Source organism: Bdellovibrionota bacterium, assembly GCA_035292885.1.
In the GTDB taxonomy this organism is placed as follows: domain Bacteria; phylum Bdellovibrionota_G; class JALEGL01; order JALEGL01; family DATDPG01; genus DATDPG01.
The window spans coordinates 1-15575 of sequence record DATDPG010000115.1 but is presented as its reverse complement, the minus strand read 5'-3'; the positions used below and the strand labels follow the sequence as shown (position 1 = coordinate 15575).

General features: G+C 55.7%; 20 protein-coding genes. 5 read left to right on the top strand and 15 right to left on the bottom strand.

The genetic code is table 11. From position 1 onward, the window contains the following. Positions 1-185 precede the first annotated feature (185 nt). Positions 186-425, top strand: a complete 240-nt coding sequence (locus tag VI895_09195) for a hypothetical protein (GenBank protein HLG19970.1) — start codon at positions 186-188, stop codon at positions 423-425. On the opposite strand, the gene VI895_09190 is transcribed toward VI895_09195, so the two are convergent. Next, positions 415-648: an oxidative damage protection protein gene (locus VI895_09190; protein ID HLG19969.1), complete on the bottom strand. Its 234-nt coding sequence runs from the start codon at positions 646-648 to the stop codon at positions 415-417. The genes VI895_09195 and VI895_09190 overlap by 11 nt on opposite strands. Further along, on the bottom strand, positions 649-1365 hold the full coding sequence (locus VI895_09185) for a hypothetical protein (protein HLG19968.1): 717 nt from the start codon (positions 1363-1365) through the stop codon (positions 649-651). A gap of 92 nt (positions 1366-1457) precedes the next feature. Between VI895_09185 and VI895_09180 the strand changes: the two genes are divergently transcribed. Then, a complete protein-coding gene (locus VI895_09180; protein HLG19967.1) occupies positions 1458-2051 on the top strand; it encodes a hypothetical protein in 594 nt (197 codons plus the stop codon). On the opposite strand, the gene VI895_09175 is transcribed toward VI895_09180, so the two are convergent. Genes VI895_09175 through VI895_09140 form a run of 8 tightly spaced genes read right to left on the bottom strand, consistent with a single transcriptional unit; the run spans position 2031 to position 9796 of the window. Beyond that, a complete protein-coding gene (locus VI895_09175) occupies positions 2031-2750 on the bottom strand; it encodes a cysteine dioxygenase family protein (GenBank protein ID HLG19966.1) in 720 nt (239 codons plus the stop codon). The two genes, VI895_09180 and VI895_09175, sit on opposite strands and share 21 nt — an antisense overlap. 29 nt (positions 2751-2779) lie before the next feature. Further along, positions 2780-4036, bottom strand: coding sequence for an MFS transporter (locus VI895_09170; protein HLG19965.1), 1257 nt, complete (start codon positions 4034-4036; stop codon positions 2780-2782). A 22-nt stretch (positions 4037-4058) separates the two neighbouring features. Continuing rightward, positions 4059-4292 carry a CopG family transcriptional regulator gene (locus VI895_09165; protein HLG19964.1) on the bottom strand — a complete coding sequence of 78 codons (234 nt, stop codon included), beginning with the start codon at positions 4290-4292 and terminating at the stop codon, positions 4059-4061. Next, positions 4267-4539: a BrnT family toxin gene (locus VI895_09160; protein ID HLG19963.1), complete on the bottom strand. Its 273-nt coding sequence runs from the start codon at positions 4537-4539 to the stop codon at positions 4267-4269. Before VI895_09160 ends, VI895_09165 begins: the two co-directional genes overlap by 26 nt. Positions 4540-4590: 51 nt before the next feature. Beyond that, positions 4591-5769, bottom strand: coding sequence for a class I SAM-dependent methyltransferase (locus VI895_09155; protein HLG19962.1), 1179 nt, complete (start codon positions 5767-5769; stop codon positions 4591-4593). Further along, the gene (gene ispG, locus VI895_09150) at positions 5751-7712 is read right to left on the bottom strand and encodes a (E)-4-hydroxy-3-methylbut-2-enyl-diphosphate synthase (GenBank protein HLG19961.1); all 1962 of its coding nucleotides are present in this window, start codon (positions 7710-7712) and stop codon (positions 5751-5753) included. The genes VI895_09155 and ispG overlap by 19 nt, the downstream gene beginning before the upstream one ends. Before the next feature lie 35 nt (positions 7713-7747). Beyond that, positions 7748-8671, bottom strand: a complete 924-nt coding sequence (locus tag VI895_09145; protein HLG19960.1) for a hypothetical protein — start codon at positions 8669-8671, stop codon at positions 7748-7750. Between the two features lie 27 nt (positions 8672-8698). After that, entirely contained in the window at positions 8699-9796 is a 1098-nt protein-coding gene (locus VI895_09140; protein ID HLG19959.1) for a hypothetical protein, read from the bottom strand. A gap of 95 nt (positions 9797-9891) precedes the next feature. On the opposite strand from VI895_09140, the gene VI895_09135 reads away from it, so the two are divergent. After that, positions 9892-10497, top strand: a complete 606-nt coding sequence (locus VI895_09135; GenBank protein HLG19958.1) for a class I SAM-dependent methyltransferase — start codon at positions 9892-9894, stop codon at positions 10495-10497. 17 nt (positions 10498-10514) lie between these two features. Here VI895_09135 and VI895_09130 read toward each other — a convergent pair whose 3' ends face one another. The 4 genes from VI895_09130 to VI895_09115 all read right to left on the bottom strand — a co-directional run bounded on the left by VI895_09130 (position 10515) and on the right by VI895_09115 (position 13591). Beyond that, positions 10515-10928: a hypothetical protein gene (locus VI895_09130; protein ID HLG19957.1), complete on the bottom strand. Its 414-nt coding sequence runs from the start codon at positions 10926-10928 to the stop codon at positions 10515-10517. 34 nt (positions 10929-10962) lie between these two features. After that, positions 10963-11508 carry an ORF6N domain-containing protein gene (locus VI895_09125; GenBank protein ID HLG19956.1) on the bottom strand — a complete coding sequence of 182 codons (546 nt, stop codon included), beginning with the start codon at positions 11506-11508 and terminating at the stop codon, positions 10963-10965. Positions 11509-11527: 19 nt separating this feature from the next. Next, positions 11528-13057, bottom strand: coding sequence for a YifB family Mg chelatase-like AAA ATPase (locus VI895_09120; protein HLG19955.1), 1530 nt, complete (start codon positions 13055-13057; stop codon positions 11528-11530). Positions 13058-13159: 102 nt separating this feature from the next. Then, positions 13160-13591, bottom strand: a complete 432-nt coding sequence (locus VI895_09115; GenBank protein HLG19954.1) for an FHA domain-containing protein — start codon at positions 13589-13591, stop codon at positions 13160-13162. 114 nt (positions 13592-13705) lie between these two features. Between VI895_09115 and VI895_09110 the strand changes: the two genes are divergently transcribed. Together VI895_09110 and VI895_09105 are read left to right on the top strand one after the other, a co-directional pair. Beyond that, entirely contained in the window at positions 13706-14113 is a 408-nt protein-coding gene (locus tag VI895_09110; GenBank protein HLG19953.1) for a LapA family protein, read from the top strand. A gap of 39 nt (positions 14114-14152) precedes the next feature. Next, positions 14153-15244, top strand: coding sequence for a hypothetical protein (locus VI895_09105; GenBank protein HLG19952.1), 1092 nt, complete (start codon positions 14153-14155; stop codon positions 15242-15244). On the opposite strand, the gene VI895_09100 is transcribed toward VI895_09105, so the two are convergent. Further along, positions 15223-15575: CPBP family intramembrane glutamic endopeptidase (locus tag VI895_09100; GenBank protein ID HLG19951.1), on the bottom strand; the 353-nt coding region annotated here is incomplete at its 5' end. The genes VI895_09105 and VI895_09100 overlap by 22 nt on opposite strands.

Genomic DNA, 15575 nt, shown 5'->3' with positions numbered 1-15575 from the left:
GTGACGCGGCTTTCGCGGGCACTTTTTTCATAAGCATTAAACTGGCGGCATTATATCCGCCGCCGGATCAAACGCGAGAACATCGATTGACCGGCCGTTTCAACATATCGTGTGCCGCTTGACGTCGAGGTTAACATCAGGCTTTAAGTCCACTCATGATGGATTTGAGTGGTGAAGAACGCACTTTGTTCGATCATCTGCGTGAGAAAGGCGTCACGTTCGACGCTCCGAGTTGGGAGGGGTGCCGGACGTGGCTGAACGAGCACGATTGGAAAATCAACGTGCTTTCCGATTATCCGCGCGGCGAAATCAAATTCACGGTTCGAAAAGGATTTGAACGGATCGAGATCTCCGGCCGGAGCGACCTGGAGGTCATGGCCAGAGCGATTTTGGAGATTTTGCGGCGGAACGAAATCAGTCCGTAAAATTGAAGAACGCCTTCATTTGTTCTTCCAGGATCTTCCGATGGTCGGGGCGGAACAACTGCAAACGGTATTCATTAATCACTTTGGTGGAAAGGGTCATCCACTCTTTCCAACAGTCCCCACAGATATTCTTTTGAATTCTTTCGCCCATAGCTCCGCCGATCGGTGGGGCCGTGAGACCTTCCGCGGCTCGACTGCATCGGGCGCATTTCAATTCCGCCATCTAACTCTCGCGCGCAAGATACTGGAGGATCGCCTGTTTCGCAAATCGCTGGCGATGAAATCCTTCGTTCCCGGAATAGGCGTGCTCCTTCCCATAAACGCAGGCACGCCGGGCAAGGCAGCCTTCGTCACAGGATGGAAACTTCGAAATATGGATTCCGCACAGGCGCAATTCAAACCCGGTCGTGCGAATCGCGTTGGAGGGACAAGCTCGGATGCACGGTTTTGCGCACGGAGCGCATGGATCAAATTCGGTGAGCGGAACCGTCGGTTCCAGAACCTGATCGACCAGAATCAACGCCCGGAGACTGACCCATGGGCCGTACACCGGATGGACGAGGATGTTCAAGACCGTATTCGCATTTCCTAACCCCGAGGCTTCTGCCAAACGTCGAAAACTGACCTTCAGGCCAGACGAGCGGAACGGAAAGAGGATCCTGTGACAAACTCCTTGACGGCGAAGAAACCGAACCGGTTTTCTGAGTCGGTGAACCGTGGCCCGATCCAGCGGGTGCGAACAGGACTTCTCCCGCTGGGCCAGAGAGTTCCAAAAGGATGTTCCTCCGGTGGCAAGGATCAGAGCCGACCTTGCTCCCGAAAATCGGCGCGCCAATCGCAAAGGCTCGGGCGTCGATGAATCGTACGAAGTCACCGATGCGATGCCGGCGAGATTGAAACCGGCCCGACGGCATTCTTCAAGAAACGCTTTATGCCACACGGGATCTGGCTATCCCGATCGTTTAGAAGCATCAACCCTTTTCTTTTTCGGGCCGCCGACCTAAGCTGGCGCCTGTAATCAAGGAGGTTCGCATGAAAGAAATCGTCCCCTCGATTTGGACCTGGTCGGTTTTCAATTCGGAAAAACAACTTAATTTCAACGGCTGGTATCTGGTGACGGATAAAGAGGCGGCCGTCATCGATCCGCCCACCCCTTCCGCGGCGGATCTGGAATTTATCCGCAAAACAAAACGCCCCGTGGCGATATTGCTTACGAATAAGCATCACACGCGGGCCGCGGAAGTTCTCCGGCGGAATTTCGACAGCCCGATTTGGATTCATGAATCCGACAAGACGCTGGTGGAAATTCCGATCGATCGCACCTATCGCAATGGCGAGACCCTGGCGTGCGGGCTCCGAGCGATCACGTTGCGAGACGGAAAGACCGCGGGCGAAACAGCGTTTCTCTTTAAAGGAAAAGTTCCTGCGTTGATCGTGGGAGATGCCGTCATCGGGAAGCCTGAGGGATCGATCTCGATGCTCCCCCCGGAAAAATTTAAGGACCCTGCAAAAGCGAAAGAGGGGCTTCGAGCGCTGCTGAAGTACGAGTTCGACGCGTTGCTCTTGGGGGACGGCGAGCCAATTTTGAGCAATGGAAAGTCGGTCTTATCCGATTATTTGCGGTAGAGCCGGAACCCGAACTCCATCAATAGAATAATACGCCAGCCTTTGGTCCCAGCAGTTCCCGGCTTTGGCATCGTAAACCACGCACGTTTGCAGCGGCTTTGCGTAAACATGGAGGGAAATCGCTCTTGTTCCAAACGCCGGTTCATTCGCCAATTGATGGATCGCGTCCCTTTCATCGATCACGTTCATACTCCCCTCCGCGGCCATCGGGACGCGGGACAATTCCTTCAAGTGAACCGTGCGTTCGCCCCGATCGCACCCCAACCACTTGTAATTCGTAAACGAGAGCTTTCCGGAAAGGAGATAAACCCAGCAACTTTGGCCGTCATGATTATGTACCGGCGTGGCATGCCCTTGCTCCCAGCACAAGAGCATGACTTCGAACCGATGGTTCAAAGCAATCCGATTCCTCGTGTACCGAGCCGAATCGAACAGCGTGTATCGGCCAATCGATTCCAGATCGATCGGATGCCGGCGCAGAAAATCGGCAATGGAGTCACTGGTAAATTCGTCGTCGGGCAGGCTCTCCAAAGACCGAACAACATTGAGTACCGAAACGCGCGGTGTTTTGGCATATGCTTCGTGCGCCTTCCCCTTCGGCAACACCACGTAGTCGCGGGGTTCAATGGTTTTTTCGCAGGGCCGAGTACAGAGGCCCGAAGCTCCCTTCTCTTTCGGTTCGGCCATACTTATCGACACTTACCGCGTGATGATTCCATGCTCAAGGTCTAATCTTTTTGTTCCACCGCCGGCTCACGCACACCGAGAGGAGCAAAACGCTGCAAAAGGATCATCCCCGGAATACCGGCCGTCAGCGATAGCCAGAAAAACAGCTTCCATCCGATGGCGTTGACGACAAATCCCGTAATCGGACCGGAGATGATTCGGGGCAAAGCGAAAAACGAAGAGAAAAGAGCGTATTGCGTCGCCGAAAACCGCTTCTGCGTAATCCGAAATAGAAAGACGCCGAACGCCCCCGCTCCCAACCCACCCGTAAAATGCTCGACGCCCACGGCGGAATACATCAGGAGCCGATTTACCGGTGAGTCCGCAATGAACGCGTAGCCGATATTCGAAAAGATCTGCAAAAAGCCGAACACCCAAAGGGAATTTCCAAGCCCGATCGCCGTTGTAACCACACCTCCGACAATCGAACCGACCAAGGAGGCCGTAAGTCCCATCGTGGCCAAGGCAACACCGCGATCAAACGACGAATACCCCATATCGATCAAAAAGGGCCGGATAAGGGCTGAGGCGAACGTGTCGGCCAGTTTGTAGAAAATGACGAACGCGAGAATCTCCATCGCCCGAGGGCGCGAGAGAAATCCGTGCAGCGGCTCCCATACCGCTTCGCGGATCGTTTTGGGGGGAATCGGATGAACCTCCGGATCGGGCGCCTTCCACGTGATCCAAAGAAGCGGAAGATAAAGAAGCGCCAAGCATGCGTTGACCACCGGCCAGGAAACCCATCCGGCACACGTGATCGCGAGTCCGCCCGAAACACCGGTCGCGATTCGATAGAAGGCCGTGCGGGCGCCGACCGCGATTCCTTGCTCCTCTCGATGCAGGACATCCACGGCATATGCGTCCAGTGCGATGTCCTGGCTCGCCGAGGCAATCGCGATCGCGAACGCCAGAGCGGCAACGACCCACGGCGTATCCGGGTGGTGGCCCACGCCAGCCAGCATTAAAGACAAAATAAGTAGCGCAATCTGCATGACGGCGGTCCAGTCTCTCCGCCGCCCTAACCAGGGAAGCTGCCATCGATCCATCGTGGGCGCCCAAAGAACTTTCAGCGACCAAGGGAGTTGGGCCAACGTGATCAGACCGACAATGCGAATATCCACACCCACATCGCGCATCCAGTCCGGAATGGCGATCATCACGATGCCCAACGGCAATCCCGAGGAAAACGAAAGCAGCGTCACCGAGGCCGTCCGCCACGATTTCAGAGCGGCCAAAATGTCTTTCATGGCTTGGGACATTCTCGATGTTCGTCGACGCTACTCAGCGACCAGGCTTTAGAACAAGTTCCAGCCGTTCAGCAATCCAGTACTTAACAAGCGCCTGGCGGGTTAAACCCAGCTGGCGCGCCTTTAGATCCAAGCGACTGAGGACGGATGCCGGAAAATCGATGTTCACGCGCCTTGTCCGCGTATCGAGCAAGGGCGCAATATCGTGACCCTCAAAATAAGCGTCAAATTCTTCGGCGGTCCTAGGTTTTCTTAAAGCTTTTTTCATACAACCTGACCTCCTTTTCGCGGGCCCTCCGACAACTGATAATTCGAATTCGGTCCTCCCTCACGGTGTAAATGCACGTGTATAGTTGTCTGCCAAGCGATCCAAACAGAGCAAACCGGTTATCAAACTCGCTGCGGGCGGCGAACTCAACGCACGGTCCTTCCCACAGCTTCTCGGCTTCGAGAAAATCGATGCCATGTTTCTTTCGGTTTGCCTCGCTCTTTTCGGGGTCATGCTCAAAATTCACCCCGTTATTGTATACTAATTATACACTAAAACAGCTGTTTCTATCCAATCCCTAGGCGGTGAGGCGTTCAAACCGTGCGATAAAGAAACCGTCGCAGCCGTCGGTGTCCGGCCGCAAGATCTTAGGGTCGCCGAGCGGCGTAAATTCCGTCTCTTCTTTCTGAAAAGCGGAGACGACGGCCTCGTTCTCCGCCGCGTGCAAAGTGCAGGTGATGTATTCGATCCGGCCGTTCGGCTTTACAACCTGTGCGAATCGCCGAAGAAGAGCGAGCTGCCTTTTGGGAAATTGATCCGCGTTTTCGGCCGAGATCGCCCACTTTGCCCACGGTCGCCGCCTCAGGGTTCCGAGAGAGGAGCAGGGTGCGTCCACGAGAACGATATCGGCCTTCTTCTTGAAACTGGGGAGCGGGTCCGGATCGTCGGCTGCGACCCACATCGTTTCGATGTTCTTGACGCCGGAACGTTTGGCCCGCCGCTGAAGTTCCGCAAAGGGCCGGCTGTCCGCATCGAGCGCAAGGATCCGGCCGCTGTTTCGGAGGAGACCGGCGATCGCCAAAGCTTTTCCTCCGGCGCCGGTACACGCGTCGACCACGGTCTGATCGGATTTCGCTTCGCTCAACAGAACCGCCATCTGGCTCCCCTCGTCCTGAATTTCAAAAAAGCCCATTTTGAAACTTCTGAGGCCGCGCAAATTTCTCCGCCCGGTGACGTTGAGACCCCACGGAGATTGCCGGGTCTCTTGCGTCGGAACATCTTCTTTCGCCAAACGATCTTTCAGTGCCTTGCGATCGATTCTCAGTATGTTCGTCCGGAGAGTGACGGGAGCCGGCTCATTCATCGACAACGCCAGCGAAATCGTCGACGCCAGCCCCAAATTGTGAATCCATCTTTCGATCAGCCAGGTCGGATAGGAAAGTTCGCGAGCCAATGCATCCATGCTTAAAGATGACCATTTGGTGATCGGCGGAGCGTGGCGCAGGCTCTTGGCTTCAACTAATCGTTCGCGAACGTAAGCATCGTCCATACGACTCGGGGCGATGTCTCCCCAGATCCTCCGACGCCATCGAACCGAGTCGTGAAGAATTTCAGTCAGCTCCCGCCGATCGGCGGACCGAAGCGCGTGATTGCGGGTGACTTCCCGATCGACCAGGTGAGGAAAATTCCACGGTTGTTCGAACGAAGCGCAGAGAACGCGATGAGCGATCTCCGGGATTATGTCGGATCGACCCATTGCCCGCGCGACTTAATGAGGTTCACGAGGCGATGATCCGCTTCCGCTTGAGGTACGTGCCGCTCCACACATTCTTTGCCTACGTAAAGGTTGATAAAACCGGGACCCGAGCCGACATAACCGAAATCCGCGTCGGCCATCTCCCCCGGACCGTTCACGATGCAACCCATGATCGCGATCTTGACACCTTTGAGATGAGATGTCCTCGACCGAATCCGCGCCGTCGTCTCCTGAAGATCGAACAGCGTCCGGCCGCAGGACGGACAGGCGATATATTCCGTCTTCGTCATCCGAAGGCGGCCGGCCTGCAAAATGTTGAACGCCAGTCGATGGTTGAACGGAATATCTTGCGACGAGGAAACCTCGATGCTGTCGCCGATGCCGTCGCACAGAAGGCAACCGATTTCTACGGACGCCCGGACCAGAATGTCGTGGGCCGGTTCATCGGGCTTGGCTACGTACCGAAGGTGGATGGGCGTTCGCAGGTTGTTTTTTGACAATTCGGCCGCGGCCATCCGGCCGATCGATGTAAGCTGATTCCCTTCGATTTCGAGACCGATTTTCACTTTCGATCCCGCTCTTTCGATCCATGGAATGACTTGGCCCAACCCTTTTTCGTCGTTCACGCGCAGCCAAAGAGGCCGGCCGCCCAAGAGGCGAATCAAAGATTCGAGATATTTCGGCTCGCTCCAGGCGGGCGACGGGCGAATCGACAACTGGTCGAACGGGATCTCTTGTCCCGAAAGGTCCGACGGTGTTTCGGTCCCGGCGCGAAGGAGCACCGACATTTCGCCGGCCAGCTTCGGATAGACTTTGGACGACGCCAATTCCGGCGAGGTGACCATGGAGACGATTTCAACTTTCGGCTCGAACCGGCCGTACGTCGACACAAACGGCTCCAAACGGGCCGCCGTAACGTCCGTCCGGACTCGAACCAGACTTCCTTCTCCCACGCCGATCGTCTTTCCTGCCAAGCGATCGCTCACCCTGCGATCGTACGAGAAGAAGTCCCACGCGGGGTGAATCTCGACGGATGGTTTGGTTGGCTTTGAAACGAAGGGCCGGGAATAGAAATTGGCGATCCGCCGGGCCACGGGGACTTCATGCTCGGGGTCTTCCGTCAGTGAAACGCGAATCGTGTCGCCCAAGCCGTCGGCCAGGAGGCTCCCGATTCCGATCGACGACTTGATCCGGCCGTCTTCTCCGTCCCCCGCTTCCGTGACACCGAGATGGAGAGGATAGTCCATCCCGTATTCGTTCATCTTAGCGACAAGGAGGCGGTAGGCCTGAATCATCACCCGCGTATTGGACGACTTCATCGATAAGATGATGTCTCGATACCCCTCGTCCTCGGCGATCCGAAGAAACTCCAGCGCCGATTCGACCATTCCGAGAGGCGTGTCTCCGTAACGGTTCATGATCCGGTCGGAGAGCGAGCCGTGGTTGGTGCCGATTCGCATCGCGACGCCGTACTCCTTCGCCTTCCGAACGAGCGGAACGAAAGCCTCCCGAATCCGGCCGATCTCGGCGTCATATTCGGTGTCGGTGTACTCTTTCACGTCGAATTTCTTCCGGTCGGCGTAATTTCCAGGATTGATCCGTACTTTCTCGACGCACTCACAAACTTTGAGCGCCACCTGTGGTAGGAAGTGGACATCCGCCACGAGCGGTACGCGCAGGTTGCGCCGCTTCATCTCGGCTTTGATATTCGGAACATTCTCGGCATCGGCCATCATCGGCGTCGTGACCCGGACAATGTCGCATCCGACATCGATCAATTTCGAGATTTGATCGACGGTGGCCTTCGTATCGAGTGTGGAGGTCGTCGTCATCGATTGGACGGCGATCGGGTGCTGGCCGCCGATCGTCACGTCGCCGACGCGCACTTCCCGCGTCTTTCGACGCTGAGGTCTTACTAGGGAGAATGTGTAAGTTCCGCGCATGGATCCCAAAAGCCTATCGTACGTGGAGGATGCGATCAATCGTCCTGAGGAGGATAGAGATATCTGTACAACTGGCCGTAATAATTCTTTCTCGTATCGATCAGATCGCTAAGAACCTTTCCGTGGTCTGGAAACTCCACAGCTAACGTACGAAAGACGACCTCGAAGGCATTCACATCGATAAAATGTCGGGTGACTTCCGAAACAGTCATGAGGTCGGGAGTTTCTGCGCATCGAACACACCTGCTCTGGATTGTAAATGACGCTCCTCCTCTTTCCTCGCGGAGACAGACGTTCGACGCCTTAAAGGCAGACAGCCACCCTCCCGGTTTTTCGCAGTTCGGACCAACGAAGATCTCCCATTTTCCTTCAAACCAAAGGCTGTTCCCCCGCTGATTCACCATTGTTTCCCACACACCGAATGAAGCTCGCGAAACGGGGAAAAAAGCCGCCATCGTCTGCGTCGCTTCCAACGCCTTCCGGACAACCTCCGGATCTGAGTCGCGAACATCCACGTCTCTCCAAATGCGATCGACGTTTTGAACCGGCTCCTTCTGACTGCGAGAAAAATAGCCGACGTCATACGGCGTCGGACATCCAAGAGGCGTTTCCCAACAGAGATCCGAGCCGTGTCGCTTGCCCTCGGGAAAGAGCTCCGCTGGACGCCAAACGTTAAGAGTACTTCCGTAGATTCGGACCTCCGGCGACGGGGCATCTTCGGAAGAGCGCCACGACGGCGCACTAAATACAAAAAGCTGCAAATCAACTTCCGCCGGTTTATGGATCAAACGATCGATGTAGTCTGTATCAACGACACACAGATATTCCGTCCCGACCATCAGACAACGAGCATAGTTCTGAAGGTGGAGCCCAGCCGCTGCATCGGCCAAAGCAGAGGTTTCCAGGGCAAGAAGAACAAGAACGAATAGTAACCGACGAATCGGCATCCTTTCGGTCATTTACGCAGGGCGTTATCCCTTGTCAAGTCAGAAACAAAGCCGCCAAAGACTCGGATGCGAAGGAGCGACAAAATCCTTTCCGATCCAGATTTGTCCTGAGGAATCTTCGTGCAAAGCGTACGCCCCGATATTGGTCGCGAACTGAACGACCGACTTCCACGTTCGGCCGAAGTCCTTCGAACGATAAACCCTTCCCTTTTCGCTTCCGACATAAAAAGTTCCATCGGAACCAACCAGAAACGAAAAGACGAAGTGGGAATCGTCGATGGATGGAAGCTCTTCCCAACCGGAAAAATCAGGCGCGGAGACATAGAGACGAATGACGCGATCCGCGAGGTCGGTCTTGTAGCCCCAAAGCATGACGTACAAGCGTTCGATTCTTTCCTGACGCACCGAACGGACGTGAACCATTTTGTATGTCTTATACGAGGGGAACGGGGGCAACGGCTCCCACATTCGAGCTCCGTCGCGGGATACATAGAGAAGCGGATCATGGTCTCCGGACGTACCGCCGTACAGCGTTCCCTTGCCGTCGACGGCAAATGACAAAAACATCGAAATCGGCAGGTTTTGTTCTTCCTTCGCCCAGCTCATTCCCTCATCGGTAGAGCGGAAGAGAACCGGCTTGGTCTTCCCTTGCGTGACCATCTGGCCGAGGGAAGCGAGAAGTTCGCCGTTTCGGAGTCGAAGAAGCGCAGCAATGGAAGAATAGGCGTGGAGATCGAGGTCCACGCTGTGCCAATCGGATGCCCGAGCGTCTCCGATCAGGATCGCTCCGCGACCGATTGCATTCATGCCTCCCGCCACAAAGCGCCCGTCCGGAAGTCGGAGGAAATGGGTCAGGAGCGCCGTTTCATCCGGAAGGTCGATCTGACGCCACACGCCATTATGCCGGCCGACGAATACAGCTCCATGAGAGGTGGCCGGATCCCCGGCACCGACCATAATCTCGCCTTCCGGATTCGGTCCGGGGGTAAACCCATAGACGTGAAAACCTTTCGGAAAACCTTGTTCCAGCGTCACACCGGACGGCACGACCGGTTGGCCCGATGGGGCCTCCTCACCCTTCCGCGCAGTACCGAAAATGGTTCGAAACGGGGAAATCATTTTTTGAATCGCCATCATCCAAACTTCCGGGTCGGTTTAGGGGGTGATAGGGTAGCCAGTATGCTGCACGGTGTAAAGAGGGAGTCCATCGGCGAAGGAAGGAGGGCTTACGCATGACCGAAGAATCCACGCGTCCCGTACGGGAGGGCTCCAAGGAATGGTGGGTGAAACGGTACGCCGACTCGCAGGATTTTCTGTACGGAAAGGGGCCCTCTTCGTTCTTGGTCGAAAATATCGAGTATCTTCGAAAAGGCGAAACGCTCGATGTCGGCATGGGGGAAGGAAGAAACGCCGTTTATCTCGCGTCTAAGGGATTTAAGATCGTCGGTATCGATTTTGTCGAACGGGCGGTGGAACGCGCCACCAAATTGGCCAAAGAATCGGGCGTAACCGTCGAGGCCAAGACGCAGGATCTCGATTTTTTCCTCATCCCATTGATGAAATACGACACGATCGTCGTCTGCGACATCCACCCTCCCCTCACGCTTTTTAAAGGCTTAGCTCGCGGCCTGAACAAAGGAGGGACGCTCATTTTAGAGGGTTATCTGGTGGATCAGCTTCGGATCTCCGGCGGTTACAAACCGGAACCGTTCGAATGCTGGAAAACGAACGAGGCCCTCGAATGTTCCCGCGACCTTCACGTCACTTACTACAACGAACGCCCGCTCAGTCCGACGTCCGTAAGAGTTCAGTTGATTGCTCGAAAATCCATGAGATAGGAGCCGTCGGGCCTGCGTCAAGCCACGGCGTCGATCGGTTTGTCCGCCGCAAACGGCGTACCGCCAAGCACCCAAATGGCTTTGGGTTGAACCTCCCGGCCGTAGATCTTTTTTTTCGTGAGTTCGCGAGTCTCGTCATCCGCGCACGCGATATGAAATTCCCAGCCGTTCGCCGCGCAATAGCTCGACAAGGACTCCAGGCGGCGAACCTCGTCGCTGTCTTCAAATGAGTACGGGGTTTCAAATTCGATCATCACCTTGATTCGTCCTTCCCGGCGAAGAACAGTGATATCCGGATAAAATGGGCCGATGAGATCGGTCTTCGCGTCCCCCCAGGGAACGAAGTATTTCACCAGCGCGTACCGCGAATCCCGTTCGATGAGTAGAGCCAGATCTTTGACCAACTCGTCATGATCGTATTTGAGCGCCATGGGCGGCGTCCGTATCAGACGGGAAACCGGATTGTCAAAAACCATCTTTAAGCGTCTCCTTGGATTCTGACTGAAAACCGATTCTTCGTTTGAATGGAACCGGCGGTTCCATTAATTGCCGTATAGCCTGAAAAACCACCCGGAATTGAGTATCGTATTTCTCCTCCAATTCATCGATCTTTCTCGACAGATCTTTGTGGGTCATCATCATTTCTCGAAGTCGTACAAAAGCACGCACGACGTGAATGCTCACCAGTACCGCCCTGGAGCTTTTCAATACGTTCGCCGCCATAAAGGCGCCGTGCTCTGTAAAGGCGTATGGCAAATTTCTTCGCCCCCCTTTTCTTTTCTTTGAGGTCACAATTTGTGACCTCAAATTTCTCAATTCCTGAAATGTCAAACGAAACATAAAATCAACAGGAAAACGCTTGGGATTCCGTTTTATGGCTTGGTTTAGGTGTTTGGTCTTCACACCATAGAGTTGTGCAAGGTCAGCGTCCAACATCACCCGTTGCCCTCGAATTTCATGGATGCGCCTTTCCAATTCGACCGTTGCCCCAATTGATTTTCGTCCTGCCATTTTTAAAAGCGTGAGCAGTCTAGCCTGTCATCGAGCTTAGTCGCATTTGCGTCGGCCGGTACTGCAGAGCTTCCGCAACGTGAGAAACATGAACCGTGTCGCTTCCCTCCAGGTCGGCGATCGTACGGGCGACCCGGAGAGTCTTGTCGATTCCACGGGCGGAGAGGGCAAGTTGATCGACCGCCTTTTCCAATAAACGCTCTCCCTCCGCATCCGGAGACGCCAGTTTGCGCACTTCGCGGGAAGATAGGGTCGCGTTCCAAACCGGGCGTCGGCCGTGCCTTCGCCACTGTCGGTCTCGGGCGGCGACGACCCGCTCACGAACGCTGGCACTCGTCTCGCCGCGCTCGGCCGACCAGACATCGTTCCATGTGGGCCGAGGAGTTTCGACGATGAGATCAAGGCGATCGCGGATCGGCCCCGACACTTTTTCACGGTAGCGCATGACCGCGGGGGGCACACATGTACAAACCAGCTTGGGATCCCCGAGCGATCCGCAGGGACAAAGATTCATGGCGCCCAGCAGAAGAAACTGCGAGGGAAGATGGTAAAGTCCCTCGGATCGGGCGATCGTGACGACGCCGTTTTCCATCGGTTCTCGCAAAGCTTCAATGATGTCCCGCCGAAACTCGGGCAGTTCATCCAGGAAAAGAACGCCTCGATGCGCGAGCGTGAATTCCCCTGGCCGAAAGGGTCTACCGCCGCCGATCATTCCAGCCACCGACGCATTGTGATGCGGGGCGCGGAACGGAGGGAACGACAATCCTTCTTTCGTGATGTCGTGCCCCGCGGCGCTGTAAATTCGCTGAAGTTCGCGAAGAGAGAGCCCATCCATCGGAGGCAGAATCGTGGCTAAACGACGGGCAAGGAGCGTTTTTCCGACTCCCGGAGGTCCCGCTAAGAGGACATTGTGTTGTCCGGCTGCACCAATCTCCAGCGCACGTTTTGCAAATTCCTGACCGCCCACATCCGACCAATCCACCCCCTCCACATTCCAGCGGCATTGAATGGTCGGAGCGGCCGGCGGCGGACAGGTCACCTCCCCGCGAAGAACTCCAATTAACTCCGCCAGACTGGAGGGAGCGATCACCTCTAGATCCGGGACCAGGGCCGCCTCTCCAGCCGATCCGCGTGGAAGGATGACCCGCTGAAATCCCTGACTCGCGGCATGATCCGAGAAGGCCATCGCGCCGCGGATGGAACGAAGTGTTCCATCCAACGCCAGCTCTCCCATGGCGGCGCATTTCTCGAGAGCCGCAGACGAAATCACCTGAGCCGCCGACGCCAGGCCAAGCGCGATCGGTAGATCAAGCGCTGCGCCATCTTTTCGTACCGCTGCGGGAGCCAGGTTTACCGTGACACGTTTGGTGTTCCAGGGAATTCCACTGCTTCGCAGCGCCGAAACAATCCGGTTTCGGCCCTCTTGCACGGCGCTGTTCGCCAATCCAACAACTTCGAACTTTGGAATACCTCGCTGAACGTCGGTTTCGACGGTCACGACAAAAGGCTCGATTCCGGAGAAAGCGCCTCCGAATGTGCGTGTAATCACGGTGCGGGAGTGAGCAGCATCCGTGCCATTGATTTTGAGCTATGGGGCGACGCAAATATTGGCGAATTCCGGTCCCTCAGGCCGGAAATCGTTTGGGCGTTTCTACTTGGATTTTTTAGAGCGTTTTTTACGGCCGATGCGCGGTGCAACGGTTTTCTTCGTGACCTCGTCCTGCACGATTCGCACGTGGGACTTCGTCGCCTCCGACTGCTCTATGGCGTTCAATTCTTCCTCTTCCGATTCTTGCCGGAGCTGAACCGTCATCGTGGCGTCTCCCAGCCGGATCTCATCCCCATCTTTCAGAACGGCGCGTGACACGCGCGCGCCGTTGAGAATGACGCCGTTTAGGCTCTTAAGATCGTAAATCGTGTACCCCTCTTCCCGCTTCTTGATGTGGGCGTGCTGCCTCGATACGGAGGGGTCCTCAATGCAGATATCGTTGATCGCGGGGACCCGTCCGACGAAAATATCGGAGCCTTCGACAATAAAGGAGGCTTGGCGGTTGCCGGCTAATTTCACCGTAAATTTCGGCACGTTTTGATTCTCCGGACCTATGCCTTCTTTGTCAAAAACCCCAGGTAAAGCTGTTGATCTTTCAGTACAAATTCGGACTTCTCAGCCGGGCCGGGGAAAGGTACGATCCCCCGCATGGGAATGGCGCGCCGGCTTCTCGTTATCTTTCTGATTCTGTTCAGTACGCTCGCGCTATCGATATTCATCCTGCAAAACCAAGAACCGACCACCCTCAAGCTGGCGATTTGGACATCCGCCCCCTACCCGTTGTTTCTCGTCTTGTTGATCGCTTTCGTGACGGGCATTATTTTGGCCGGCGTGGTCAGCCTTGTGGAGCTGCTGCGGATGGAATCACGCCTTCGCAAAACCCGCCGGATGCTGGAACTTTTGGAACGCGAAGTGGACGCGCTGAGAAACCAACCCCTCTATGAAGAACCTCCCCGTCCCGGCCTCGTGACGACCCCCACTTTTGAAAGTCGATTTACGCACGAGGGGCAACCTGAAGACTCGCTCGACTGGACAGAGCGAAAGAAAATTCGTTAGCGCTTGATGTCGAAAGATTCGGTTTCATTGTTTCGGGAAATGAGACCGCTCGGCGCGACTTTGGATTACGTGCCCGGCGTCGCTTTCGCCCGCTCCTCTCAACATGAGTTTCTTCGCAACATTCAGGAACTAATCGACGCATTGTCTCTTCGTATCCGGAAGGACCGCACGGCCGTCGAAGAATACCTTCTTTTGGGAAGACTCTTTCGGATTCGCGGAGAAGCGCGGCGCGCTTACCGGATTCACCGAAATCTTTTGGCCCGCCCGATGCTCGATCGTGAAACGGAGCGCCGCCTTCACGTGGATCTGGGCTTCGACCTTCTGGAAGCCCGCCTCCACGATTTCGGCGAGGGGTATTTTCTCAAGAGCCTCGAATCAAAACGTCAGGACGTGGCTGCGCTGGATGGTCTTTCGCGGGCCTATGAATTCCAGCAGAAATGGGAAGAGGCCGAGCGTTTCATCGTAAAATTGATCAAACTCGGGCGGCCGGAACAAACGCGGCTGGCTTTTGTCTGCGCAACTCTCGCTCAGGACTACTTGAAGAGGGGGCTCGTCACTCGTGCACGCCGTGCGGTGCACCGCGCATTTCGTGCCGAGGAACACAATATATTCGCCCACCTGACGTTGGCCGACGTGTTCATCGCGGCGGAACGATACGAACGGGCCATCGAAGGCTTGAAGGCGGCCGTCCGGCGCTGGCCCGCCCAAAGCTTTCTCGTCCTTCGGCGCCTCGAAGACGCTCACTATCGCATGGGAATATTTTCGAAATACGAACAGACCCTTCGCGAGTGCATCCGTTCCTATCCGGACAATTATTATCTCCATTACTCCCTGGCCCGCCATCTTCAAAAGAAACGAAAGAACGCGGAAGCCTTGGAGGTGCTGCGCCGCGCGTACGACCTGAACCCCGTCTACGTCAATACGATTCGTGACCGAGTTCGGTTGTTGGACGAAAAATCCGGACGACGGGATATTTCATCCTTTACCGACGATTTTTTTGCCGCGTTCAAGCGCTCACGGCGCTTCATTTGCCCCAACTGCCGGCAACGGCATATTCCCGTGACCTGGCGATGCACCAAGTGCGGAACATGGGGAACGTTCGAGGTTCGCTACGAATTCCCCGGCCCCTGACGTCGCAGCAACCGCAGGTTGATGAGATTTACCAGGAAGTGCGTGACGACCGGCGTGAGAAGGTCCTGCCGCCAAATGTAAAGCCAGCCGAGAAAGAACCCTATGGCTGTTGCAAAGAGCGTCCAGGGCAAGAACCGGCGCGTCGGACCCACATGAAGCAAGCCGAAGGCGAGGGAGGCAACCCAAAAGCCGAACTTCCCTTGAATAAGGCCGCGGAAAAAGAATTCCTCGCCTAATGCCGAGAAAATCGAGAGGAAAAAAATTTCCCGGCCCTCCAACGGCCCGATGAGACTCGCGAAATCGCCCACCAACGACCGCATGGACGGAATCA